This is a genomic window from Mesorhizobium bavaricum, assembly GCF_056781655.1.
This window is the reverse complement of the sequence record NZ_JBXAYV010000001.1, coordinates 86,828-111,457: the sequence shown is the minus strand read 5'-3', so window position 1 is coordinate 111,457 and position 24,630 is coordinate 86,828. Positions and strand designations below refer to the sequence as shown.

At 60.6% G+C, this 24,630-nt stretch carries 26 protein-coding genes; 18 read left to right on the top strand and 8 right to left on the bottom strand.

Annotated elements, in window-relative coordinates; all coding sequences use genetic code 11:
- Positions 1-556: 556 nt before the first annotated feature.
- From msuE to AC1RZR_RS33300, 6 genes are all read left to right on the top strand, one after another.
- Positions 557-1,198, top strand: coding sequence for an FMN reductase (msuE, locus tag AC1RZR_RS33325; protein ID WP_481829443.1), 642 nt, complete (start codon positions 557-559; stop codon positions 1,196-1,198).
- Positions 1,199-1,276: 78 nt separating this feature from the next.
- A complete protein-coding gene (locus AC1RZR_RS33320; protein WP_136622696.1) occupies positions 1,277-2,203 on the top strand; it encodes a TauD/TfdA dioxygenase family protein in 927 nt (308 codons plus the stop codon).
- Positions 2,204-2,251: 48 nt separating this feature from the next.
- A complete protein-coding gene (locus tag AC1RZR_RS33315) occupies positions 2,252-3,601 on the top strand; it encodes an LLM class flavin-dependent oxidoreductase (RefSeq protein ID WP_481829442.1) in 1,350 nt (449 codons plus the stop codon).
- 24 nt (positions 3,602-3,625) lie between these two features.
- Positions 3,626-4,474, top strand: a complete 849-nt coding sequence (locus AC1RZR_RS33310; protein ID WP_481829441.1) for an ABC transporter permease — start codon at positions 3,626-3,628, stop codon at positions 4,472-4,474.
- Between the two features lie 51 nt (positions 4,475-4,525).
- Positions 4,526-5,524 (top strand): ABC transporter substrate-binding protein, encoded by a 999-nt coding sequence (locus AC1RZR_RS33305; protein ID WP_481829440.1) that lies wholly within the window; start codon positions 4,526-4,528, stop codon positions 5,522-5,524.
- Positions 5,525-5,548: 24 nt separating this feature from the next.
- Positions 5,549-6,313, top strand: coding sequence for an ABC transporter ATP-binding protein (locus AC1RZR_RS33300; protein ID WP_136622700.1), 765 nt, complete (start codon positions 5,549-5,551; stop codon positions 6,311-6,313).
- A 264-nt stretch (positions 6,314-6,577) separates the two neighbouring features.
- Here the strand turns inward: AC1RZR_RS33300 and AC1RZR_RS33295 are convergent, their stop codons facing one another.
- Together AC1RZR_RS33295 and AC1RZR_RS33290 are read right to left on the bottom strand one after the other, a co-directional pair.
- Positions 6,578-7,036: a hypothetical protein gene (locus tag AC1RZR_RS33295; RefSeq protein ID WP_481829439.1), complete on the bottom strand. Its 459-nt coding sequence runs from the start codon at positions 7,034-7,036 to the stop codon at positions 6,578-6,580.
- Positions 7,037-7,146: 110 nt separating this feature from the next.
- Positions 7,147-7,887 (bottom strand): hypothetical protein, encoded by a 741-nt coding sequence (locus tag AC1RZR_RS33290; protein ID WP_481829438.1) that lies wholly within the window; start codon positions 7,885-7,887, stop codon positions 7,147-7,149.
- Between the two features lie 309 nt (positions 7,888-8,196).
- Here AC1RZR_RS33290 and groES point away from each other — a divergent pair, with 309 nt between their 5' ends.
- The 4 genes from groES (at position 8,197) to AC1RZR_RS33270 (ending at position 12,010) form a co-directional block, all read left to right on the top strand.
- Positions 8,197-8,493 (top strand): co-chaperone GroES, encoded by a 297-nt coding sequence (gene groES / locus AC1RZR_RS33285; protein WP_006333965.1) that lies wholly within the window; start codon positions 8,197-8,199, stop codon positions 8,491-8,493.
- A gap of 65 nt (positions 8,494-8,558) precedes the next feature.
- A complete protein-coding gene (gene groL, locus AC1RZR_RS33280) occupies positions 8,559-10,217 on the top strand; it encodes a chaperonin GroEL (protein ID WP_481829437.1) in 1,659 nt (552 codons plus the stop codon).
- A gap of 1,131 nt (positions 10,218-11,348) precedes the next feature.
- Entirely contained in the window at positions 11,349-11,615 is a 267-nt protein-coding gene (locus AC1RZR_RS33275) for an AbrB/MazE/SpoVT family DNA-binding domain-containing protein (protein WP_136621845.1), read from the top strand.
- Positions 11,612-12,010, top strand: a complete 399-nt coding sequence (locus AC1RZR_RS33270; RefSeq protein WP_481829436.1) for a type II toxin-antitoxin system VapC family toxin — start codon at positions 11,612-11,614, stop codon at positions 12,008-12,010. Before AC1RZR_RS33275 ends, AC1RZR_RS33270 begins: the two co-directional genes overlap by 4 nt.
- Positions 12,011-12,063: 53 nt before the next feature.
- Here AC1RZR_RS33270 and AC1RZR_RS33265 read toward each other — a convergent pair whose 3' ends face one another.
- The gene (locus AC1RZR_RS33265) at positions 12,064-12,321 is read right to left on the bottom strand and encodes a helix-turn-helix domain-containing protein (protein ID WP_481829619.1); all 258 of its coding nucleotides are present in this window, start codon (positions 12,319-12,321) and stop codon (positions 12,064-12,066) included.
- 135 nt (positions 12,322-12,456) lie between these two features.
- Between AC1RZR_RS33265 and AC1RZR_RS33260 the strand changes: the two genes are divergently transcribed.
- Positions 12,457-13,212 carry a hypothetical protein gene (locus AC1RZR_RS33260; RefSeq protein WP_136621843.1) on the top strand — a complete coding sequence of 252 codons (756 nt, stop codon included), beginning with the start codon at positions 12,457-12,459 and terminating at the stop codon, positions 13,210-13,212.
- 277 nt (positions 13,213-13,489) lie between these two features.
- Here the strand turns inward: AC1RZR_RS33260 and AC1RZR_RS33255 are convergent, their stop codons facing one another.
- Positions 13,490-14,227, bottom strand: coding sequence for a helix-turn-helix transcriptional regulator (locus AC1RZR_RS33255; protein ID WP_136621842.1), 738 nt, complete (start codon positions 14,225-14,227; stop codon positions 13,490-13,492).
- A gap of 873 nt (positions 14,228-15,100) precedes the next feature.
- Between AC1RZR_RS33255 and AC1RZR_RS33250 the strand changes: the two genes are divergently transcribed.
- Entirely contained in the window at positions 15,101-15,766 is a 666-nt protein-coding gene (locus AC1RZR_RS33250) for a hypothetical protein (protein WP_481829435.1), read from the top strand.
- Positions 15,767-16,067: 301 nt separating this feature from the next.
- Here the strand turns inward: AC1RZR_RS33250 and AC1RZR_RS33245 are convergent, their stop codons facing one another.
- Both AC1RZR_RS33245 and AC1RZR_RS33240 read right to left on the bottom strand, forming a co-directional pair.
- Positions 16,068-16,355: a hypothetical protein gene (locus AC1RZR_RS33245; protein ID WP_136621841.1), complete on the bottom strand. Its 288-nt coding sequence runs from the start codon at positions 16,353-16,355 to the stop codon at positions 16,068-16,070.
- The gene (locus AC1RZR_RS33240) at positions 16,352-17,422 is read right to left on the bottom strand and encodes an acyltransferase family protein (protein ID WP_481829434.1); all 1,071 of its coding nucleotides are present in this window, start codon (positions 17,420-17,422) and stop codon (positions 16,352-16,354) included. Before AC1RZR_RS33240 ends, AC1RZR_RS33245 begins: the two co-directional genes overlap by 4 nt.
- A gap of 67 nt (positions 17,423-17,489) precedes the next feature.
- Here AC1RZR_RS33240 and AC1RZR_RS33235 point away from each other — a divergent pair, with 67 nt between their 5' ends.
- From AC1RZR_RS33235 to AC1RZR_RS33225, 3 genes are read left to right on the top strand one after another with little or no spacing between them, the layout of a single operon-like run.
- On the top strand, positions 17,490-18,080 hold the full coding sequence (locus tag AC1RZR_RS33235; protein ID WP_481829433.1) for a hypothetical protein: 591 nt from the start codon (positions 17,490-17,492) through the stop codon (positions 18,078-18,080).
- 59 nt (positions 18,081-18,139) lie between these two features.
- Positions 18,140-18,826 (top strand): hypothetical protein, encoded by a 687-nt coding sequence (locus AC1RZR_RS33230; RefSeq protein WP_246094105.1) that lies wholly within the window; start codon positions 18,140-18,142, stop codon positions 18,824-18,826.
- A gap of 11 nt (positions 18,827-18,837) precedes the next feature.
- A complete protein-coding gene (locus AC1RZR_RS33225) occupies positions 18,838-19,545 on the top strand; it encodes a hypothetical protein (RefSeq protein ID WP_481829432.1) in 708 nt (235 codons plus the stop codon).
- Positions 19,546-19,587: 42 nt separating this feature from the next.
- Here AC1RZR_RS33225 and AC1RZR_RS33220 read toward each other — a convergent pair whose 3' ends face one another.
- Positions 19,588-19,953, bottom strand: a complete 366-nt coding sequence (locus AC1RZR_RS33220; protein ID WP_136621837.1) for a hypothetical protein — start codon at positions 19,951-19,953, stop codon at positions 19,588-19,590.
- A 111-nt stretch (positions 19,954-20,064) separates the two neighbouring features.
- Complete coding sequence (locus AC1RZR_RS33215; RefSeq protein WP_481829431.1) at positions 20,065-20,517, bottom strand: helix-turn-helix domain-containing protein; 453 nt, start codon at positions 20,515-20,517, stop codon at positions 20,065-20,067.
- A 560-nt stretch (positions 20,518-21,077) separates the two neighbouring features.
- Between AC1RZR_RS33215 and AC1RZR_RS33210 the strand changes: the two genes are divergently transcribed.
- The 3 genes from AC1RZR_RS33210 to AC1RZR_RS33200 all read left to right on the top strand — a co-directional run bounded on the left by AC1RZR_RS33210 (position 21,078) and on the right by AC1RZR_RS33200 (position 24,591).
- On the top strand, positions 21,078-21,419 hold the full coding sequence (locus tag AC1RZR_RS33210; RefSeq protein ID WP_136621835.1) for a hypothetical protein: 342 nt from the start codon (positions 21,078-21,080) through the stop codon (positions 21,417-21,419).
- 631 nt (positions 21,420-22,050) lie between these two features.
- A complete protein-coding gene (locus AC1RZR_RS33205) occupies positions 22,051-22,803 on the top strand; it encodes a DUF7146 domain-containing protein (RefSeq protein WP_168992156.1) in 753 nt (250 codons plus the stop codon).
- A gap of 549 nt (positions 22,804-23,352) precedes the next feature.
- Complete coding sequence (locus AC1RZR_RS33200) at positions 23,353-24,591, top strand: DUF1173 family protein (RefSeq protein WP_481829430.1); 1,239 nt, start codon at positions 23,353-23,355, stop codon at positions 24,589-24,591.
- The last annotated feature ends 39 nt before the right edge of the window (positions 24,592-24,630 follow it).

Sequence of the window (24,630 nt, the reverse complement as noted above, 5' to 3'; positions counted from 1 at the left end):
TCTCGACGCACTCACTTGTGCGGCATGCGATAGACTCTCCCCAGGATTTCATAAGTACCGCGCCACCTTTCGACTCGCTCAGTGCGCCGACCCACGCTTCCGAATAAGTGCGGCCTAATCGACATCGCGGCCGACAGCCGCCACTCGCGCCTCGATATCGCGTAGAACTCCTGCGCCCCGAGTGCGCGGCAAGCCTGCGTCCATCTTCGGACTGCCCAGTCTGGACTACCCCCGGACGCCCCTGCACGGAACGCGGCACGTTGAGGCGGCCCTTGACGCTTAATTGCGGGCCGGCTTTGGTCGACGTCGTGCAGCTTGTCCCTAGAAGCGCCCAGTCTGTCGTGGTCGCAAGAACCCGTTCCGCGCCGCGCGAGGCGCTACACATCACAATTACGTCGTTCATCGAAAGGCGAGCTTCGAAACGCCAAGCGGGGGAAAGGAATTTCACAAGTAGACGCAAATACGCAATTCCCTTTCTCTATAGATTTTGTAGAAATAACTATTCTGTCCCCATGTCGCGACTGCGGCCCGCATTCACCGAGAGGGACAGGACCGAATGACCAGACCTGCAATCGTCGGATTTTCCGGCAGCTTCAGTTCTCCCTCCCGCACCCGCGCTTTGGTCCAAGAGATCGTGAGGCGAATGGCGCAACAATATCATAGGAGCTTCGAGGTCATCGATATTGGCCAGTTCCTGCCTTCGCTGGGCGCCGCGCAACGCCTCTCCGATCTGGACACGAAGGCAAGGAGACTTATTGACCATCTCCTGCAAGCCGAAGCACTGGTCGTCGCAAGCCCGGTCTACAAAGGCAGTTACGCTGGCCTCTTCAAGCATTTGATCGATTTGCTGGAGCCCACCGCTTTCATAGGCAAGCCGGTACTGCTCGCCGCGACCGGCGGCGGAGACCGATACGCGTTGATCGTCGAGCATCAGCTGCGGCCGCTCTTCGGGTTCTTCGAGGCGCGAACGCTGGCGACAGGGATCTACGCTTCAGAACGCGACTTCGTCGACCAAACCTCCGTCTCGCCTACATTGGCCGATCGGCTCGATCGTGCGATCGGGCAATTCGCGCCCTATCTGGCATCGCGAACTCGAGACGAGTTGGTTTCGGATTCCGACGCGCCTCGGGCGGACATTGCTATCACCCGCGGCCAGTGGCGCTTCTCGAGCCGAGTTTCTAGCGCAAATCTGGGCTGACGCGCCTCCTCCAGCCCTGTCTGAATCTTCGAGGAATCGTCAGCCGCAACCAAAAGCTCATTCGCCAGGAGATTAGCCATGACTAAGCCTGCTTTCATTGACGCAACCATTCCGGAAGGCGATGTTGCTCCCCTTACGGCACACGTCGGCGCAGAGATCAGCAACGTTCGTCTATCCGGGGATCTACCCCACACGGTTGTGGTGGCAATCAATAAGCTTCTGCTCCGCCACAAGGTCGTGTTCTTCCGCGGCCAGGAGCACCTGGACGATGCCGAGCAGGAGCGTTTCGCCCAGCGGCTCGGCGATTTGGTGCCGCATCCAACCCAGGGGTCAATCGTCGGCACGGCCTCAATCCTCGAACTCGATTCAAGCCGCGGAGGCGGGCGTGCCGATCAGTGGCACACCGACGTCACGTTCGTCGACGCCTATCCAAAATTCTCAGTCTTGCGCGGCGTGGTCATTCCTTCGGCCGGTGGCGACACGATCTGGTCGAATACCGCCGCCGCCTATGAGAGTTTGCCGCCAACGCTCAAGCGCCTCGCCGACGATCTTTGGGCGGTCCACAGCAACGCCTACGACTACGCGGCGGTGCGACCGCGGGCGACAGAGGCGGAAGCAAAACACTTCGATGAGGTGTTTACTTCAACGATTTACGAAACGGAACATCCGGTTGTGCGGGTTCATCCCGAGACCGGTGAGCGCACCCTCCTTCTCGGCAACTTCGTGCAGCGGTTCGTCGGCCTGTCCAGAAGCGACTTCCACCGAGTCTACGAGTTGTTCCAATCCTACGTTACCGCACCGGAGAATACCATTCGCTGGCGTTGGCAGCGGGGAGATGTGGCGATCTGGGACAACCGCGCCACGCAGCATTACGCCGTCAACGACTACGGCGATCAGCGCCGTGTTGTCCACCGCGCCACGGTCGACGGCGACGTGCCAGTCGCGGTCGACGGACGTCGCAGCGTCTCGCGGACGAAGGCCGCCAAGCCAGCGAAGGCCGCCTGAACACCAGGGGGCATGTCTTCAACTGATGCGACAAGAGGGAATTTGACAATGCCCAGACAGATCAAGCTCGGCGCCTTCCTGCCCGGCGGCGGCCAGCATATCGCCGCCTGGCGCCATCCCGATGCGCCCGCCGACGGCGCCACCAATTTCGAGTTCCACAAGCAGCTGGCGCTGACCGCCGAGCGCGGCCTGTTCGACGCCTATTTCCTCGCCGACAACCTGACCGTTGGCCTCGGCGCCCGCGAAGGCGGCAATGCCAAGATCGCCGGCTTCGAGCCGGTGACGCTGTTTGCGGCGCTGGCGCCGCTGACCACGCATCTCGGCTTCATCGCCACGGCGTCCACCACCTATGAAGAGCCCTACACGCTGGCGCGCAAATTCGCCTCGCTCGACCTGTTGTCGAACGGCCGCGCCGGCTGGAACGTGGTGACCTCGGCCGGCGACGAGACGGCGCGCAATTTCAACCGCGACGTCCAGCCCAACCATGCCGAGCGCTATGCCAGGGCGCATGAGCATGTCGAGACGGTCAAAGCGCTGTGGGACAGCTGGGAGGATGACGCCTTCATCCGCGACAAGCAGTCGGGCCGCTTCTACGACAAGGACAAACTGCACGACATCGACCACAAGGGCGAGCATTTCAGCGTCAAAGGCCCGCTCAACGTGCCGCGCCCGGTGCAGGGACATCCGGTTGTCGTACAAGCCGGGCAGTCCGAAGACGGACGCGGGCTTGCCGCGCACTCGGCCGAGGTGATCTTCACCGCCCATCAGAAGCTGGAGACGGCGCAGGAATTCTACCGCGACATCAAGGCGCGCGTGGCTGAAGCCGGCCGCGATCCCGACCAGGTGCTGATCATGCCGGGCGTTGCCCCTTTCGTCGGTCGCACCGAGGAAGAAGCCCGCGCCAAATACAAGCAGCTCAACGACCTCATCCTGCCCGAGGACGGTGTTGCGCTCCTCAACGGACTTGCCGGCCAGACGCTCGACATCAGGGGGTATCCGCTCGACGGCCCGTTGCCGCCGAGCAAGGAAACCGAAGGCATGAAGAGCCGCCAGGCGCTGATCCGGCAGATCGCCGACGAGCACAACTTCACCATCCGCCAGCTCTATCAATGGGTGGCGACGGCGCGCGGCCACTACACCATTGTCGGCAGCGCCACGCAGGTCGCCGATCAGCTGGAGGAATGGTTTACCAGCGAGGCGGCCGACGGGTTCAACATCCTGCCGCCCTGGCTGCCCGGCGCGCTCGACGATTTCGTCGATCTGGTCATTCCCGAACTGCAGCGGCGCGGCCTGTTCCGCACGGCTTACGAAGGCCGGACACTGCGCGAGAATCTCGGCCTCAGGCGGCCGGAAAATCCATGGACCGTCGCTCGGTCGACCGTCCTTGCCGCCGAATGATCCTCGTAGCTGAAGGGTAAAACGATGACATTGCAGCACATCGATCGGCAGATAGCGGTTCGCCGCAGTGGCGGCGAAACTGGTTTCGGCGCCGACTTCTTGCACCTCGGCGGCCGGACGGCTGTTCGGTTTCTGTCTCGCTACGGCGTGCTTGTTGGCTTCCTGGCGCTCTGGCAGGTGGCGAGCAGCGTCGGATGGGTCAACGCGGCGGTGCTGCCGCCGATCGACATGATCATAGCTGCGCTCTGGAAGGGGCTTGCCGGCGGCAGCCTGCTCGGCGACATCGCCATCAGCCTGCAACGCGCCGGCATTGCCTTTGCGGCGGCCGTAGCGGTCGCCATCCCGCTCGGCCTGTTCATGGGCCAGGTGCGCCCGGTCGAAACCGCGCTCGATCCGATCCTGCAGGTGTTCCGGCAGACGTCGGCGCTGGCGCTCTATCCGGTGTTCATCCTGCTCCTGGGGCTCGGCGAAACTTCGAAGATCTTCGTCATCTTCTGGGCGACGCTGTTTCCGCTGCTGCTCAACACCACCAGCGGCGTCAAGGAAGTGGATCCAAAGCTGCTCGAAATGGCGCGCGTCTACGGCGCGAGCCGGCTGACCGTGTTTCGCCGCGTCGTGCTGCCGGGCGCCGTGCCGTCGATCTTCGTCGGCCTGCGGCTGAGCGCCACCACGGCGCTGCTGCTCCTGATCGCGTCCGAGATGATCGGCGCCAACAAGGGCATCGGCTTCCAGGTGATGAACGCGCAGTACAATTTTCAGATCCCGCTGATGTTTGCGGCAATCGTCATCCTCGCCGGCCTCGGCCTGATCGCCAACCAGGTACTGGTCACGCTGCAGCGGCGACTCTGCCGCTGGAGCAATCCAGCCAACTGAGCAGCCCACACTCAACCTAGGCCTCCCCCAAAACCCAGGAAAGACCGGACCATGAAAATCACCCGCCGTTCCCTGCTTGCCGGCGCACCGCTTGCCGCCGGCCTCATCGCCGCCGGCCTGCCGCGCCTCGCCTTTGCCGAAACCGCACCCGTCAAATTCCGCTATCTCGCCAGCCGGGGCAGCATCTCGCCGCATGAACTGGCCGACGAACTCGGCTACTTCAAGGGGCTCGGCGTCGAACTAGAGAATGTCGGCTATGCCTCGGGCGGACCGGAATCGCTGTTTGCGCTGTCCTCCGGCAGCGTCGACATCGGCTCGGCCGCCACCGCGGCGGTGATCAACTCGATCTCGGGCGGCAACGACTTCGTCGCGGCGTATCCGAGCAACGGCATCAATAAGGACGTCAAAAGCGTCTTCTACGTGCTCGAAGACAGCCCGATCAAATCGATCGCCGACATCGCCGGCAAGACCATCTCGGTCAACACGCTCGGCGCCCATCTCGACTATACGGTGCGCGAAGCCCTGCACAGCGTCGGCCTGCCGCCGACTGCCGCCAACCTCATTGTCGTGCCCGGGCCGCAGCTGGAGCAGACCTTGCGCTCGCGCCAGGTCGATATAGCCGGGCTCGGCTACTGGCAGGCAACGTTTGCCGGCGCGCTGGTCGCCAATGGCGGCGTGCGCGGCGTGTTCGACGATACCCAGGTGCTCGGCGAACTCGCCGGCGGCTTCGTCGTGCTCAGGCGCGACTTCATCGCCGCCAATCCGGATGCGGCGCGCAACTTCGTCCAACAGTCGGCGCGCGCGTCGGACTGGTCGCGTCAGAACCCGGACGAAGCCCGCAAGGTGCTGGCCAATATCCTCAACAAGCGTGGCGAAAACGGCGATCTCGCCAAATACTGGACCGGTTTCGGACTTCGCGAAGGTGCGCAGGCGACCGACCGCGACATCGATTTCTGGGTCGCCGTGCTGGAGCGCGACGGCCGCCTGGCCAAGGGCAAGCTGAAAGCTGTCGACATCCTGTACCGGCTCGGCGAAACTAAGATCAACTGAGCCCTGAAATAGCTGAGAGATGAGATGACCGGTTCCAATCGCAGCGGAGAGGTCTCGATCCGCGACCTCTCCAAATCCTTCAGCCTCGGCGGGCGCCGGCTTGCCGTGCTGCGGACGCTCAACCTCGACATCCGTTCGGGGGAATGCCTGGTCATCGTCGGCGCCAGCGGCTCCGGCAAGACCACGCTGCTGCGTATTCTTGCGGGACTGGAGGCTGCCGACAGCGGCGCCGTCGCGATCGACGGCCAGCCGGTGCATGGCGTCGGCGCCGAGCGCGCCGTGATCTTCCAGGAACCGCGCCTGCTGCCGTGGCTCAGTGTGCTCGGCAACGTCGCCTTCGGCCTCGAAGTGCGCGGCGTGCCCAAGAGCCAAGCCGAGGAACGCGCCCGTTTCTACGTCGCGTTGGTCGGCCTTGCCGAATTCGCCGATGCTTTTCCGAGCCAGCTTTCCGGCGGCATGGCGCAGCGCGTCGGCATCGCCCGGGCGCTCACCATCCAGCCAGAGATCCTTCTGCTCGACGAGCCGCTGGGGGCGCTGGACGCTATGACCAAGATCGGCATGCAGGAAGAACTGGCGCGCATCTGGAGTGAGGAGAACGTCACCATGGTGATGGTCACCCACGATCTGGAAGAGGCGATCTATCTGGCCGACCGGGTGCTGATCCTGCCCAAGGAGAAAGGTGGCGCGGCAAGGCTGATCGACATCGACCTGCCACGCCCGCGCGAGCGCAGCGAAACCCGCTTCGTGCGCTATCGCGAAGAATTGCTGCGCGAGTTTGGGTTGCATTGACAGAGATGAATGAACGAGCCGCCTCAAGCGCCCCTTGCCATTCCATCGCAGATACTTTGTTGGATGATGAATAGCCCTGCCACTCAAGGCAGGGCTCCGCAACACCCACGGATTGCGCCATGCTTACTCGACGTCTCGGTTCGACACATCGATGCTACTAAAACTCCTCATCGTCTGATGAAATTGGACGGGAAGCCCCCGACCTTTTCTGAAACGCCGGGGTCGGACCATATCGGCCTTCGCTCGCCTCCCCTCTCGGCGCACTCACTTGTGCGGCATGCAATAGACTCCCTCGGATCCCATGAGTACCGCGCCACCCTTCAACTCGCTCAATGCGCCGACCCACGCTTGCGAATAAGTGCGGCTGGCATCCACGGCCGTCAGCCAAAGAACGCGATTGTCGGCCAGTTCAACTTTAACTTCCTGCTGCAAAGGGCTCCCCTGCACGGTCTGTTGATAGTGGCGTTTGATCCTGACATTGCTGGCCGGAAACTCAGCTTCGTTGCTGCCGTAGTTCAGCACAAATCCAGTGTGGTCCCCAGCCACTGAGCAACCGCCATCACGCTCGCACACGATTTTGGCAGCTGTGTTGCAGTCCCATCTTAGTGAAGCGGGCCACATAGGATTGTCCACGTTTGATCGCGGCTTGTCGCTCTGACCAGCCGCTGCCAACACTGCGCCTGTGTTCAAAATCACAGTGGACAGGAGAAGCACCTTGAACACTTCAAACCTCCCTGAAATTGTCACCGTCGTAGCACCTCGTCCTGCGTGATCGCCTGGCTCATGGGATGTTGAGAGTGAACCAGCTTTTCTGGCGCACGCCGTTCGCGTCATCATACTCGATGAACCAGGGCTTTCCGCGCATCGGTCGAGGGATGGTGTAAGTAGGTGGGGCCATTACCAAGGGAATGCCCTCGATCGTTTCCCGCGGTCTGGGTTGTTGCCGCAACCACCTTACCGTCGATTTCGATTTGGACCGGACGTGATCCGTCTCCATGATACCCGCCGAGTCCTTTGTTTTTGAAAACGACGGGTAATGAGAGCCTATCGGCCGCGATGCGGCAGATGTTTCGTTCTTGACCTAAGCCCGGCCGATCGGATTCGGAGCTGCCAACTGCTTGCCAGCCAGACGGACAATCCTCATACTTCCCAAATCTCGCCGCGCTTGAGTCGGCTTGCGGACAGGTCGGCCAATTAAAACCCGGGGCTTCCATCGCCGCAATCAACTTGTAAATTGGCGGCACGAGGGGGTGCCTTGCCAGTCGCCGGAAAGACATAGGAGGACCTGACAGCCCCATTCGACGCTTTTGATTGGGATGGAAGAGCTGCGACACCAACTGATGCGGTTTGATGCCCCTCTCCAGGATTGCCTTGGTGATGACGCCGGTTCCCGCGCCAAGCTCTAGGATCGGCATTCCGGACCGCGGGTTGATGACGCTTGCCATCCGGTGCGCCGCATATATCGAAGTGGGGATGAGGGCTCCTACGCCCTTCTTGTCCTTCTGCCAGGCTTTGAAGAATTGCACTTCTTCATCAAACCTCTTGCCGAGCAGCTCCTTCAGTCGGAAAACCATATCCACTCCTTGCTTGCGCCCTCACCCTAGGTCATCTGGCAAAGCGCGTTGTGGCCAAGCTCTGCGATATTTGCAAGCCCGTTACGACTTGCTTGCGGTTAGAGCCCGGTACTGGCAGTCACGAACAGCGAGGGCCTCTTGCGGTCGCATGGCAGCGCGATTTTTGCTCTTCGCCCGTGACCCTCTTCCTTCTTGACTAGGATGAGCCGGTAGCCTATTTCACAGCCGCGTTAGCACTCGACACCTCTGAGTGCTAACAACGGTCCGGCAACCGACCTCTCAATCTCCGCACCAGGGAAAATCCAAAAAATGGCAAAGTCGAAGTTCCGCCCGCTTCATGACCGCGTGGTCGTTCGCCGGGTCGAATCCGAATCCAAGACCGCCGGCGGGATCATCATCCCCGACACGGCAAAGGAAAAGCCGCAGGAAGGCGAGATCATCGCCGTCGGCTCGGGCGCCCGCGACGAAGCTGGCAAGCTCGTGCCCCTGGACGTCAAGGCTGGCGACCGTATCCTGTTCGGCAAGTGGTCGGGCACCGAAGTCAAGCTCAATGGCGAAGACCTTCTGATCATGAAGGAAGCCGACATCATGGGCATCATCGGCTAACACGCCGCTGCCTTTCATCCGTACCATCCAATCTGAATTTCGGGCGAAATGCCCAGGAGCTAAAAATGGCTGCCAAAGACGTAAAATTCTCCCGTGATGCCCGCGAGCGCATGCTGCGCGGCGTCAACATCCTCGCCGACGCGGTGAAGGTAACGCTCGGCCCCAAGGGCCGCAACGTCGTCATCGACAAGTCGTTCGGCGCCCCGCGCATCACCAAGGACGGCGTCACCGTCGCCAAGGAAATCGAGCTTGAAGACAAGTTCGAGAACATGGGCGCGCAGATGGTCCGCGAAGTCGCTTCGAAGACCAACGACATCGCCGGCGACGGCACCACGACCGCGACCGTTCTGGCGCAGTCGATCGTCCAGGAAGGCCACAAGGCCGTTGCCGCCGGCATGAACCCGATGGACCTGAAGCGCGGCATCGATCTTGCCGTGACCGACGTCGTCGCGACGCTGATCAAGAACGCCAAAAAGATCAAGACCTCGGAAGAGGTTGCCCAGGTCGGCACGATCGCCGGCAATGGCGACGAGTCGGTCGGCAAGATGATCGCCGAAGCGATGCAGAAGGTCGGCAACGAAGGCGTCATCACGGTTGAGGAAGCCAAGACCGCCGAAACCGAGCTGGAAGTCGTCGAAGGCATGCAGTTCGACCGCGGCTACCTCTCGCCCTACTTCGTCACCAACGCCGACAAGATGGTTGCCGAGCTCGAGGACGTCTACATCCTGCTCCACGAGAAGAAGCTCTCCAACCTCCAGGCCATGCTGCCGGTTCTCGAAGCCGTCGTGCAGACCTCCAAGCCGCTGCTCATCATCTCGGAAGACGTCGAAGGCGAGGCTCTGGCCACGCTGGTCGTCAACAAGCTGCGTGGCGGCCTGAAGATCGCCGCCGTCAAGGCGCCGGGCTTCGGTGATCGCCGCAAGGCCATGCTGGAAGACATCGCCATCCTGACCGGTGGCCAGGTCATCTCGGAAGACCTCGGCATCAAGCTCGAGAACGTCGGCCTCAACATGCTCGGCCGCGCCAAGAAGGTATCGATCTCCAAGGAGAACACCACCATCGTCGACGGCGCCGGCAAGAAGGAAGAGATCCAGGGCCGCGTTGCCCAGATCAAGCAGCAGATCGAAGAGACCACTTCGGACTACGACAAGGAGAAGCTGCAGGAACGTCTCGCGAAGCTCGCGGGCGGCGTTGCGGTGATCCGCGTCGGCGGTGCGACCGAAGTGGAAGTCAAGGAAAAGAAGGACCGCGTCGACGACGCCCTCAACGCGACCCGCGCGGCCGTGGAAGAAGGCATCGTGGCTGGTGGTGGCGTTGCGCTGCTGCGCGCTTCGGCCAACATCAAGGCCACCGGCGCCAATGCCGACCAGGCTGCTGGCATCAACATCGTTCGTCGTGCACTGCAGGCTCCGGCCCGTCAGATCGCCGCGAACGCCGGTGCTGAAGCTTCGATCGTTGCTGGCAAGATCCTTGAGAACAAGGGTGCGACCTTCGGCTACAACGCCCAGACCGGCGAATATGGCGACATGATCGCCATGGGCATCGTCGACCCGGTCAAGGTCGTGCGCACGGCTCTCCAGGACGCGGCTTCGGTCGCCGGCCTGCTCGTCACCACCGAAGCCATGATCGCGGAGGCTCCGAAGAAGGAGTCGGCTGGCGGCGGCATGCCTGGTGGCATGCCCGGCGGCGGCATGGGCGGCATGGGGGGTGGGATGGGCTTTTAAAGGTCCACGCATCTCGATAATTTCGAAAGGGCGGCAAGCAAAGCCGCCCTTTCTTCGTGTCCATTGCGCCGGTTGTCGGCGACCCGCAAGCCGGATATAGGCCCGATAAGGGTTAAGCTTATGTTTGGACGGATACTGCCTTTTCTCCTGGGGCTGGCTTTACTGTTGGGTAGCGGCTGCGCACGCAGCGATGATGGTACGGTGATTATTCCGAGAGCGCTTGATACCAGGCGATTCTTTGACAAAGAGCCGCCACGCCTGCAGCAGCCACAGATCGAAACCAGCGTGTTTCCGGTTGCGCCACAGAAGCCGGAACGGCTCGAACCGCGCCGTATGGCAAGTCTCAAGACATCCAACAGACGGGCATCGCCGGCCGCAAGCCCGCCGCTCTCCTCTTCCGAGCCGAGCAAGCCGCTTGTCTGCAAGAACATCAGCGAGCCCGGCAAGCGGTACCGTGTGGTTTGCGAATAGGACCCTTGGTTCGGCCAGCATTCTACCCACGCGGCGCCTTCCGGATCAGGTTGAGCGACGGACCATAGATGTTGCGATCCGGCACAGGAACACCGCCTCAGGCATGGTGCTGACGGATTGCCCGTATGGATAAAGTTCGTCAATACTCCAGACAGGACAAGGCTTCCCGGTCCGCCCGCCTCATCCGACGAAATCCGAAAGACCAGGCGCGAGGCGGTTTGTGCTTCGCGATGTAATCACCGATCTGCCGCAAATCCGCCTTGGCTTCAGTCGTAAGGCAAACTTTCATCGGCCGAGTCCGGCAGCGTGGTTTTCTACCCCGCAGTTCGCTGAAAACATCCTCAACGGCATGCGTTCGTCCTGCGTCAGCATCGGCCGGTGCTCATTGCACGAGCCGGTCGAATTGAGGTGCGCCCATGGCGAGGCGTGCTCCCTTTCGAACTCCGCCACCTATGCTATCTCCTGGGCACGGCGAAGCATGGCAGCTTCCGCAAGGCAGGTATCGCCGTACCGGTTGGAACGATTGGATGACTGGCGGACGGCTGACCGACGCCGATTATTGACCCGCCAGAGCGCAACTGCTCGACAACGCGGGACTCTGCTATTGATGATAATGCAAATTTGCATTATCTAATCGTATCGATGAATTGGAGCTGTAAGATGACGACATTGACGGTGACGGCACGGGGACAGGTGACCTTCCGCAAGGACGTTCTGCAGCATCTGGGAATTAGGCCGGGCGAGAAGATCGAACTTGATCTGCTCCCCGACGGCCGGGCGGAATTGAAGGCGGCGCGGGTGAAGGGATCATTCAGGGAGCTCTACGGTTTTCTCAAGGGCAAGACGAATGGACGCGTGTTGAGCATTGAAGAGATCAACGAGGCGATTGCGGAAGCGGGTACTGCAGCTGGATCGAGCAAGGAATGAAAGTCACGGCCGACACCAACGTTCTGCTGCGCGCCTATGTCGCCGACGATGAACGACAAGCGGAAGCAGCCGTCGATCTCCTTGCGAAGGCAGACATCGTCGCCGTTAGCCTTCAGGCCTTGTGCGAGTTCGCATGGGTCTTGGCCCGACAATATCAAACTGCACGCTTCGATATAGTGGCGGCAATCAGGGCCTTGTCGAACACCGCGAATGTCGTCGTCAACCGGCCAGCTGTCGAGGCAGGGCTTGCAGTGCTTGAGGCCGGCGGTGATTTTGCGGACGGCGTGATTGCCTTCGACGGCGACTGGCTGGGCGGGGAGACATTCGTCTCCTTCGACCGCAAGGCGGTTAAACTGCTGTCTGCGCAAGGACATCCTGTTCGACTTCTTTCGTAGCCATCTTAAGGGGTGTCTAATGACCGCGCTTGGCGGTTCCGCAGTGACCAAAGTTAACCATTGCGCGCCGATGGTCGCGCGCCGACATCGGGCTGCGCAAGCCGAACCCCTGGGCCGCCGCCATTTTGCGCAATGAACTCGATGCCTGCCGCCTCAAACGCCGCGCGGATTGCCGCAACTGTTTTTGCCTTGAGGCGGTCACCTTTTTCGAGACGAGTGATCGTTTGCGTTGCGACCTGCGCCACTTCGGCCAGTTCCCGCACACCCCACCCAAGAGCTACCCGTGCCATCTTGCATTGGATCGCGCTAATTTCATCACTGTGTGATGATTCTTCTTGCCGACTCACATCCCGACCTGTACTCTGCCAACCTGCAAAACGGCCGGACGACGTGGTGACTCACATCGCCCAGCCTGACCAGAACCCAGGCTATAGGGAGCTCGGATCATGGGTGATTCCGACAATACACGAGTTCGTCCCACCGTCACGCGCAGGATGTTGTTGACTGGTGCAGGAGCGGCCGCGGCGGCCGTGCAATTTCAGCAAAGCGCGTCCGCAGACAGAGCGCTCTCCGGCAACACTGCCTTCGATCCAGCACTGGCGCTGTGGCAAGAATGGCAGTCCGCATACACACGCACCGTCGCGCTCTGCCGCAAGCAGCAGCATCTTGAGAGTAGACTGGTCGACGCCATCGGCTTCCCAAAAGCGGAAGTCGAGTTGCCCGACGAGAATGTCACCGTCACCGTCTCCTGGCCGGGTGATATCGAAGACCTATTGGGGGACAATCCAGGCCTTCCGGACCTGCGCGCTCGGGCGGAGGCGGATTTAGCAGCCCACCAGGCGCGCTGGGATGCGGAGGACCGGCGCATCGGCTATTCCGCCGCCAAGCGGGAGGAACTTGCCGCCGCCGACCAAGAGCAGGAGCTGGTTGAGTCCCTGATGGCAGCGCCTGCTACGACACTCGCCGGCGTGGCCGCCAAGCTGGATGCGGTCCTGCGCGAGGGCGAAAGCGCCGAAGACTGCACCGAGTTCCCCTGGCCTCAGCTGCGTACCGCGCTCAGCGATCTGACGCGCATGGGCGAGGCACTGCAGCCGGGCGCGTTCATGCCAGGCAGCGACCACGCTGAGCCATACCCGCGAAATCGCCGGGAGGACGTCTGCATGTCGGTGATGATGTACCAGTGCGGAGATCGTGTGATATGAAAAGCCCATCGATGGCAACGCCGGTTCAGCGTGTCGCCGCGCGCAACACAAGAGCCGGTGCCGCAATGCCCTGCAGCACGCCCGCCGCATCTGAAGAACACGGTGGCCTTTGGGCCCACAGTACCCCGGAGGCGTTTGCCAGGGCGGCGGGCGACTTACTCGGCACCGACGCCGCCCCGGCGATCGAATGGTGCGCGCTTTCGGGCCGAAAACAAGTCTTCCTGCCCCGCAGCTCGCCCACTAAGTGTCTGCCGCCCGCGAAGGCCCTGGCTACCGATCAGAAAAGTCTTTGAAAGAAAAGGCCGCGCTCGGCGGCGATCGCAACCGCGTGGGCCAAGCTTTTGGCACCCAGCTTGGCCCGTGCCAGATCGAGATGAAATTGCACCGTGCGAGGGGATAGCGACAGTATCTCTGCGGTCCGTTTGACCTTCTCTCCCCTCGCGTACCATTTCAGGCATTCGATCTCTCTATCGGAGCAGACCGTCTGATGGCGTGGCCTTCCTTGGATTCGACCGATAGCATTGTGAAATTCGCCGGCGAGATACTGGAAGTCGCGAACCTCGGATTTGAGAAACGCCTGCCACGCCGCTGCGTTCTCGTTGCTCGTCACGCTCAGAATGCTGCGGTCGCCGTCGACACCCCTAATCGGGAACGTGATGCCATGCTTCCCGACACCATGTTCCCTCGCTTCACCAAAGAACGTGCGCACGGCGTTCTCCGATAGGTCGATTTCCTTCCAATCAACCAATGTCACAGCACGCAGCCCATGGCGAAGCACGGGATCGATGTCGAAAAAATCCTTCTCGATGTAGCGTTTCACCCAGTCAGGCGAATAGGTGGTCACATAGAACGGCTTACTCGGTTCCTCGTAAACCGGCCTGACGGTAAGAAAGGCCGCCGTCTCAAGGCCGTAACTTTCGACAATTGTGTTCAGACGGTCCGCGGCGTCCGCAAGAGAGGCAACTGCTCTAATACCTTCCGTCATGTCGTGAAAATTTGAGTCAAATTGCGCCATATCCAGCTTATCTCCTTGATATCAACGTGCCTCTCGAAGCCATTCGGACGGCTATCTGACCAAGTTGCTCCTCGCTGGATCCCAGCGTCTCGCGACCTGTCAAAAGTGACAGGCGAAACCGCCAGTATACTTAGGTTGCAACCCACTTTATTCCAGGTTGCATTACCACAACCCGGCGTGGAGGAAACGCCTTGGATACGATCGGACTTTCGTCAAACGATGTGGATCGGCTGACCAAGCATATGGGTACCTCGCGCCATACCTCACATCGGAGTTCCGGAACGACCGACCACGAGGTTTGCCGTTTCTGTTCGGAGCTGGAACAATTAGACGCTGATAGAGATGCTCTTTTCGCTTTGTCCCCTCCACCTGTGCCGGGCAACCCTGCGCAGAGCAAGCAGTTCTTCACAAAGCTGAATGCGATTACGGCTCGCTATTTAGCGCTCGGACAGCGGCTTCGAGAAGCTCGCAACGACACCAGGCAAGGCTACCCCCGAAGCCGCTAAGTTCGTCCAGTCGGATGCCGCTGCGACCGCTGCGGCATAGCGCGCATTCAGGCTACCGATTGCCCCATGGTCCAGCCTTGCCGAAATCCAGAAAGTCAGACCGCCAGCGTCAACTCGACACCGATGCACTTACCTGGCCCATCGGGCACCGATGCGGATACAAGCACCCTCCTCCTTCGCTGCATCTGAGTGAGAGACACACTTGCACAGCGATTTGCAAGATAGTTTATTGACTCAATGACTCTGAAGAGGAGTGATTCATGAGAACCAGTAATCAACTTTTGCTTCGTGCACCTACGGCGGCGTCAACGGCTGCGACCAGACCGCGACGCGGGGAAAGCAGACGTGGCCTTATGGCGTTGTCACCATGGCATGGCTCGCTCTATCGGAAATCCTCACCTGCAAACCCATGACCCTCGAGCCCGATATGCGTTCATTTCGTCACATCCTCCACCTCGTCGCATCGGCGGCCTTGCTCGCCGGTTGCGCCGGGCGAGTGCTGGATGCTTCACATTCGGCCGGGCCCGTTTCGGTTACGGACTCCTATTGGAAGCCCGATCGGGTCAGTCGCAGCCGGCAAGAATATGCGCCCGACTTGGGCCGCTTCCCACCGGTCATTACCCAGCGAACCGGCTACCCGACCGAAGCTCAGGCGAATGGCGCCTTGCGCCGCTCGCATTGGAGTTCCGTGCCTGTGCGCACGCTCGTTACCAAGGAAGGCATCAAGACGATCTCCGTCCCTGCGGAAGCCCCGGACACGATCGCCGCAGGCGTTCGTGTATTTGCGTGCCGGCCCGGAGCGCTCAACGGCTATACCGGCCGCGTGCAACACTACGACGGCCCCGTCGTCGCCTGTGCTTCCGACCTCCTGTCTGCCGATGGTCGCGTGCTCGCCCGAGTACCCCTGAATTTCTACTACTGGCAGAAAGCTTGGCGCGTCCAAGACCCGAGGCCGTCCTACACGTCCGTCCCGTGGGCTTATCAGGAACCCTCGCCACCCAAGAGCAAGGGCTGGTTCGGCAACCGCTACTGAGCAGCGGCCGTCACACTGGCGCGTGTCGGCTGGCCCGATGCGCACAGAAGCCGACGGCCAAAGCACGGCAAGGCGCCGGCGTCGCCACGGAGGCCCCATCGCTGGCCTCCGGCCGAAAAGCCGCCCTTCCCGCACTTTTTCTTTTAGGTTCAATCCCGGCGAGCGATTATTTTCGCAAGGCTTTCGTTCAATTCCTTTCCAGGGCGAAATCAGTGTCAGTGCTCCGAGTTGCTGACGGTCGCTCTCGGGGTATCGTGCATTCGGCATATCGGGGGATCGGGCGGCAGGCTGCCCAGCCTAGCTACTTCACGGTCCTATCGGTTAGGTTCTGCTCTTCTGCTGGGGGCTCGCTTCGTACGAAAACGTCCAGCACTTGCGCGATATCGACCCCTGACGGCGATCCATTGCGCACCATACCCCTCGATACCGCCGAGCGCATGGCTCCAATGACGCAGCAGGCCGCGACGAGCGCTGCCACGGCATCGCCGTCGGTCTCGGTCAATAGCTGCTCCGCCAGCGCCCTCGCTCCTCGCGGAATTTGATCGACATCTTCACCAACAAGCGACCACTGACGATTTTTTTCCGTCACGGCGACACCTCCCCGACTGTTCGATTTGACCATTGGCGGCCGAGCTGGCGGAGCGGATCTCCGATCGCCGCTGTCAGCACATGAGACAGCCCGATCGCAATCGCGATCGAGAGGGTTGCCGTCGTCGGAGCGCCCAAGAATTGGCCAAGGGACCAGTTGAACAGCGCCAGCACCGGCACGTGGATCAAATAGAGGGCATAGGAGATGTGTCCTACGTAGCGCAGAATGCGCGCTGGCCAGTTCACAGAACGATTCCGCAAGGTCGCCCTTGTCACGATCCATCCGCACATCAGAGCCAGTGCGGCAGTCGCCACGCCATGTGTGGCCGGCGGCAAGATCGCCAGCATAAAGGCCCCGACCGTCATCCAGAACGCCGCTTCCATGTTGCCGATCTCCCGAAGGTGTTCCGCTTGCCGTGGCCATGCGCTCGTCCCGATGATGGCGCCGCTCGCCAGCCCGACCGCGATTGCATCGATTCGGAACGCCCAGAGGGTCCCGCCCCATGGCCGCGGCGTGCACGCCCCGGCCACGAGAACGAGCCCGGCCAGCGCGACGAGCCCCCGCCGCGGTAGCAAGAACACCAGGAGCGGAGCCAGCAGATAAAATTGCATCTCGGCGGCGACCGACCAGAATGGCCCAAACGCAAAGGCGTTACCGCATCCTGTGGCGCCCCCGAAACAGGGCGCCCAATGCGCATTCGAGATGAAGGCGAATGCCGCCTTCGCGTCTGCAGGCTCAACGCGGCTTCCCGGGATGATCAACCCGATCGAGAGAATGGCGCCAACGCACCAGGCCAGCGGCACGATCCGCATGGCACGCCTGACATAGAAGGCGGAGGCCGCCTCGAGCGCTCCGCGCTCGAGGCGCAGGCTTCGCAATGAGCGTTCCACCACCAGGCCGGAAATCACAAAGAACAGGTCGACCCCGACGCTCCATGCCGGCGCAAACAGCAGAGCAGCGACCGGCCCGCCTTCTCCGAAGACCGGCCCGACATGCGACAGCACCACCAGCCCGATCGCCAGGCCTCGCAATTCATCCAACCCCGAGAGGCGGGCTTCTTGTCCCATCCAAATATCATGCTCGACAATCATTACAACATTGATTTAATCATAGGGCATAAAAGCGAGGCAAGGAATGCATGGACGTCTGACATTTGTCGCAGTCGCGACTGCCCTTACATTGGCGCCCCACGCTTCGGCTCAGTCGCTCACGCATGATCCGAACGCCTGGCGCGCCGTCGCCTACGCCGATCTCGAGCTCCCGAATTCGGAAGCCGTGCCCTACGCCTCCCTATGGGCCGACCGACTGAAAAAAAACAACGACGCCTATGTGGCTAAAGGCGATATGCGCTTTGCGGTCGCCAATGCGCCAGCTTCCGAGAGTCACATCGTCGTTCGCAGCCCAACCAAAACCGTCGTCCTCTCGGTCCTGCACACGCTCACCGGCTGCTCGCCCATTCGCACCGATCCGGTCGGCAAAGCCACGCTGAAACGGTGTCCCATGCGCTTGGCGATTTATCAGAACGGCCGATCCACGGTCGCTGACGCTGGATCCGGATGTTTCATCGAATATGGCGCGCAACCGAATTACGTCCGCCCCGACCTCGCTCGGAATGGTGCAATGGGTGCATACGATGTTCAGGGCAAAAGCATTCGCGCCGGCATCGTATTCCAAGGTGAAATCGCCCCGGAATGCCAATTCCGGGTCCCAATCCCCCAACCCTAGGGGAAGCCGCGATGCCCGGTTTGATTCCGGCAACCTCGATACTCGGAAGGAGCGCAACCATGATCGACATGGAAAACCTAACCTTACTCAGTACACCAGCGTGCCACCGGCAATCGCCAGCGGATCAAGGCTTCCCTGACGTCGCGCGATGCGCGGCCTTGACCGCGGCTGAAGGCGGCGGCCACGGCGGTGTGAAGCTCAGGAGGTTAACCAAGTCCACGCTTGGCGCTCTCGCGATTATCTCCATCTCATCCATCTCCGCACACGCATGGGAGCCTCTAGGCTACCAGTCGCTTACGGCCGCAGGCGCGCAACCAGCCATAGAGAGCGCATGGTCCGATATCATCGCTTCGAATGCCGCCTATTGGCGTGACGAGCTGCACAGAAGCATTCCGCCCGGGCAGATACCGCCACTCGATATCCTGTCGAAGCCCATCAAGGTCGGATCGCGCACCTTGATCGTCTCGATCGCCTCGACCCGCAAATGCGAGACTGGCGCAAACAACGCCGGCTCTTCCTTGGAGCCTGACCTCTGCGAGGCGCGCATCATCGATGCAGACAGCGGCAAAATCGTTACACGCGCGCAAGCCTGCTACGTCGATCTGTCCGATGACGATCGACCCCAGGCCAATCGGGACGATCGAACCGAAATCGACGTCAAAGTGAACGCCAAAGAGATTCGTTTTCGTTCGTTCGTCGGCGGCAAGGAGTGGTCTCGATGCACAACCAGCCTAAAGCTTCCGTGAGGCACATCCCTATGTATCGTCTCTATTCCAAACTGAGCGGCGTCCTTGCCGCCGGCTTTCTAGTCTGCAACTCGGTGGCGGCGGCATCAGCCGGCGCACAATATTGCGAACGCACCGACTACTCCGCACAGGACATCACAGATGCCGTGAGGAATTCATCCCTGCGCGACGAGCTGAAAAACACGTCGTGCAGCCTCGGCGGCCTTGGCCGCTTCGAATCCGGCGGCAACAAAGGCGTCTACAATGGCTCTTGCTGCACCGGCATTTTCCAGTTGAACAACACCAACATCAAAAACTACGCAGGCATGTCGCGTTCCGAGTTTGGCTGCCAATCCCTCCAGTTCCAAGTCGACACCTGGGCCAAACTTACGAACGACGGCTATAACTCCGCGCCCGTCAAGCAGCTCATGCAAATGGGTACCTTCGACGGTCAGAAGGTTGATGCCTCATTGATCGCCGCCTGCATTCAATTGGGGACGGGCAATTGCCAAGAGATGGTTCGGTCGGGCCGCTGTAGCGGATTCTCCGACATCAACGGGACAACGATCTGCGATATGGCGAAGAACGCCCGCTCCATGGCCGATGCCAATTGCCAGGAAGATAACAAAGCCGCTTGCCTGGGCCCGGGGGATTTCAATACAGGCGGCGACACAAAACTCGCTTCATCCGCTCCCGGTCCCACCGGCAGCGACATCAACGTTGCCCCTGGTCAGGTGTAACCGCGCCTTCCTATTGAGGGCCACGCCGTCGGCCCGCGGCCTTCAATGGGAGAGATTTCGCGACGAGAGCTTTCCAAATCCCCGTTTCAGATGGCTTGCCAGCTCCTGGCGCACGTCATCAGGCCATTGCTCCATCCCAACGCAGTTCACTTCGGCGGCAACCAGCGACCAGTACAGCAGATCCGCGTGTCGTCCTTCGAACAGAGCCGCCACGATGAACTGTCCGATCACCAACGTGATCGTCTCGGGCTTGCCTTTCTGCCGTAGAAAATCCGAAACCTCTTCCACCCATGGTTTCGGGTGGCGATCGACGAACGCGGCCGCTTCCTTATAAAGCGCATCGTCCCCCGCGACTTGCCAGATATTCGCTCGCATCGTGAACCCTTCAGCAACATAATGCCATTGCATCGACGCTGACGGATTTCTTGGTGCGAGTCAAATAAATATGAAATAGATTTTCTGCCAATCGTAGCAAATGACTCTACGCTGGTTGTTTAGCAGCTTCTACTTTTCTTGTATCTACTGATTTGCCCTGCGTCCCTTTTTGGTCGGAGGCAGTCGCTTCTTCTCGGAGGTTGCCCCAGCGGGGCTAGCTGCCTCTTTCAAAGAAGGAACACCACTGAACTCCGTCATCGAGCGCTTCACAGCCCGCGTGGCCTCAATATGCCGCGCAATCTCGGTGAAGCTGAAGCCGAACGTCTCGACGTCCCGCTTCACGCTGTCGTCGTCACCAGTCCGACCAATGAGCGTCCACACCGGAACCTTCAGGTGCCGCGCCAGCCGCTCCAGGGTGACGAATGTCGGGTTCCCCTTCCCCGTCCGCAACTGGTAGAGCGTGCCGCGCGACAGCCCCGTAGCGTCGGCAAAACTCGCATAGTCCGGGTACTCATTCTCGATTTGGCGAAGTCGCAGCGCGAGCAGGATCGAAAGCCAACCATCACTGTCTTCTGTCTTGTTTTTAAATATCGGCACAGCTGCCCCCCTGCTTATCGGTCGGAATATGACGGCCATTTTTTGCAGAATGTCTAGTGCTCAGGGAGTGTAGCCGAAACGATAACGCATTGCCCTATTGATAACGCATTGCCCTATTAAAGTGTCGCGGCATCCTCCCCATACTCCGGCAAAGTGACGACGTACAGCTTTTGACCCGCCAAATCGTTCCAGATGCACGATAGCATGTGACGATCTGCTGCGCTGTTAAAAATGAATAATTAAATGAATCCGGCTTGGATGTCCTGCGTCCAAATGCATTTCTCGTGATGCCACCTCATCCGGAGCGGCAACCGCTGCCCGATACCACTTTGAATGACCTGGTTCAGGCCGCAAGGCTTGGTCCCGGACCCAATCGCCATCACTGTTCGAGATGGAAACGGCGCCGGGCAATACTCTGAAGCCTGCCAAAAACGGTACCATGCCCTCAGCCGTCGAAAAACGCTTGATCCATGAGGGCCATCCTATCTCCATTGATCATTATAATGACGATCAATCTGTGATATTATAATGATCAGCATCGAAATAGGAGGCTCTCTGTCATGTTCGTGAGGTTCGCGTTCGCAATTTTCGCCGGCGGCGTGCTCGCTTTCTTCGCCCTGCCCGATCGGGAAGCCAGCCTTCGCATGCTCAACTTTTCCACTGCTTTCTTGATCCTGTCCCTCGCTGCCGTCTGTGTCATCGAACTTCTAACCCGCAGTCTCGTACGTTATCGTCCTCGGTCGTCGTTACAACCGCCGCGCTGTGATGACGATCTTCCTTTGCATGACGCTGCAAAGGTCGAGCGCTCCGCCTGGTCAACGTCCGGCGTCAACCCCAAGGATTCGAAACTGGTCTGGCAGTACCGCGTCAACGATCAGCGCCTTGGCCGATTCAAACTCTAACAGGCTCTGCGTGCCAGGATCTGCTCAATCACGCACACAGACGATCCTGCCGTTCCGTCAGGTCTGCGATCTCCTGATACGGCAGCCCCAAATGATTCGAGGCTTGCGCAACACCGCGTCGCAAATTCCCAAAAGGCCCCCACCGAGCCGGCCAGGAACGCCACAAATGTGCCGATCGTCTGAAGCTCGGGTTGCGCGCCCGCGCGCAGTCATAAGCCGTTCCTGCGCAGACACCACCATGCTGCGGTTCGCAATTACCTCATGCAACGGCTCCTTATCGCTAATCTCGAGTGTTTGCGAATGGCGCTCTCAGCGATCCAGGCTTGGGGCTACCTGCCCGAGGTGATCCTGCCGTCACGACGGCTAAAGTCCTGGCCCTTGAAACGCCCGGCTATTCCGCCGGCAATGTTCATCGGGCTATTGAATCATTCTATTGATCCGGCGGCGACTTGGCGGCATTATCAGATCCATGACAAAGGTGTCGTGGCCAAGCGCTGCACAGGTATATCGCGCTTTAGGAGGGTTCCCGGCGCGCGGCAGCTACTTGTGCCGTTGCCCAGTACCAAGTCATGGGCAGGGGAAAGGCGACCGCCATCCCTCCCTCTCTGTTCGCGACGGGGATTATCGTCTTATGCTCTACTGCTTTGCGGGCTGCGATCCCGTCGACATCGAGACCGCCATTGCGGACCTGGATTTGTCGAAGCGCGCGGCCGAGCCTCTGCGTCGTGTTCGTCCGGCGGCGCCCAAAACCACGGCGGCGGACGCGCTCGCGCTCTGGTCGAGAGCGACTGCGCTCGCCGGCACGCACGCCGAAGATTATCTTGCCTCTCGCCGTCTGCCGGCGACGTTGCCAACGTTGCGCTATCTGCCGGATTATCGGTTGGGAAAGAACCGCTTTCCCGCGCTGGTGGCTGCTCTGCAGGCCCCCGACCGTTCGATCTGTTCGGTGCAACTCACCCTCTTGCACCCGACACGGCCAGAAAAGGCGGGGCTGGACGAGCCGCGCCGCATCATCGGCCCGAGCCGGGGCTTTGCCTTGCGGCTCGCCCCAGCGGCCGCCGTCCTTGGTATTGCCGAAGGCTATGAGACCGGCCATGCCGTAATGCTGCGATACGGCCTGCCCGTCTGGTGCTCACTGGGAGCACCACGTTTGCCATTTCTTCAGCTGCCCGAATGCGTACAGCGGATAGTCGTCTTCGCCGATCCGGACAAGCCCGGCCTCAGCGCGGCCGAGCGCGTTCGCGAAGCCAACCCTGAGCGCCAGGTCCTCATTCACAGACCGCCCGACGACCGGGATTTCGCGAAGCTGTGGGAAGACGACCCGACGCCCGAGACCTTACCCTTGGATCTTTTGGCGCGCGAAACACTCGACGCAGACACCTGACCTCTCGGCGAGCCAGCTTGCCATCAACTTTGATCACAAATTTGGCACCACCAACCGATCCGGTCCCCCTGCGATCCTTGCTGTCACGCGTTAGCCTTTGGCGCCCGCCAGCTGCGTCAGTCCCACCGACACCTCCCCTCCAAAAAACATATAAAACGGCACAAATTCGTGCGCCGCAGTACAGAACCTCACAAGCGCGCGGTTCCGGCCGCAGGAGGTCACCATAGTGGCGTAGCTTCGTCGGATCATCCGGCACGAGGACATGACCGCGTGCTCTTCATGCGCGCCATCGATGAAACAGTCTATGTCGAGGATCGTATTGTCATCATGCCTCACCATCCCGGCGGATCACGCCGCTGACGGCTACATCGCCGCCAGAGCTGCTGCTTCCGGTTCTATGGTCGCCCACCTGAAACATCAGCCTATTCGCGCCTACCGGGTTAACCACTGTCAATCCATGGGAAGCATCGCTGAACCCAATGGGTTGAACGAAATATCGGTTCAATGATTTAATCATAAGGCGAACGATCTAAAGTCGGATGGCACCTTATGAGTGACTTTGCTATTCTGGGTCGCACGGTTGGCCCTCAGCACCCCGAAATTCAGACGCTCTTGCGTCAGGCGCGGGATCAGCAGGCTCGCGTCTTGTGTTTGTGTCGGCATCCCGGTGTGCCGATGTACATGGCCGCCGTCGGCGAGGAATTGATCATCAAGCGCATGCCGAACACCGGCAAGGACCATGCGGTAGACTGTGATCGCTATGAACTGCCGCTCGCACTGTCGGGAAAGGCGGAGGTCCTAGGTCAAGCAATCGTCGAGGATCCAGCATCGGAGGCGGCGCGGCTGAAGCTGGCCTTCGCACTGACACAAGGCAAGGCGCGACTGGGACCATCCGGCGAGGGGACTTCCCACCACACAGTGAAGGCCGATCCGAAGAAGCTCACGCTGCGAGGCTTGCTCGACTATCTCTGGGAAGAGGCGGAGCTGACATTAATGGCACCCGGCTTTGTGGGAAAAAGAAATTGGGGAGTGGTCCGGAAATTTCTTTGGGGCGCGGCCGATGCGAAGTCGAGCCAGAAGTTCCAGTTGCGCGAGCTGCTGTTCATGCCGGCAATGTACTCCCCTGAGCACAAGGATCGGCTGGCGGCGGATCGGGAGCGGGCTTTCGCGGCGGCAGCTAAGGCGGAGCACAAGAAGATCGTGATCGGCATTGTGAAATCGCTCGATCCTGCCCGGTTTGGCGGCAAGCTATCGATCAAGCATATGCCCGACGCGCCGCTGTTCATGGATGAGAAAATGTTCAAGGCAGTGCCGAAGCGCTTTGCAGCAGAATTCGACCTGTGGCGACTGCACGAAAATTCGCACCTGATCCTCATCGCAACGGTCACGCAGAAGTCGTCCGGCATCCTGTCGATCGACGAAATCGGCTTTATGAACGTGACACAGAATTGGATCCCGTTTCAGCACAACGACGAAAAGGAATTGATCGAGGTCCTGACCGGGGAGCATCGGCGGTTTGTGAAAACGTTGCGCTATAACGTCCTGCCAGCGGTGCCGATGGCGTTCGGTCTTCTGACCGACGTTGACCAGCAGGGAACGGCGCTTTTTGTCGTACCGCATGATGCCAAGGAGGCCGTACGGTCGGAATTCGACCATCTGGTTTCTAGCTGCGAGCTTGAGACCTGGTGCTGGGACGCTAGCGGTCCCCGTCCGGCGCTGCCGGGCAAACAGCAGCGGGTTCCCGGGCCGGACAGCAGACCGGCCTTGGAATATCGACCCAACACGTGAAAAGCGAAAGTCCGTGCGAGGGCCGTGACCAGGGGGGCG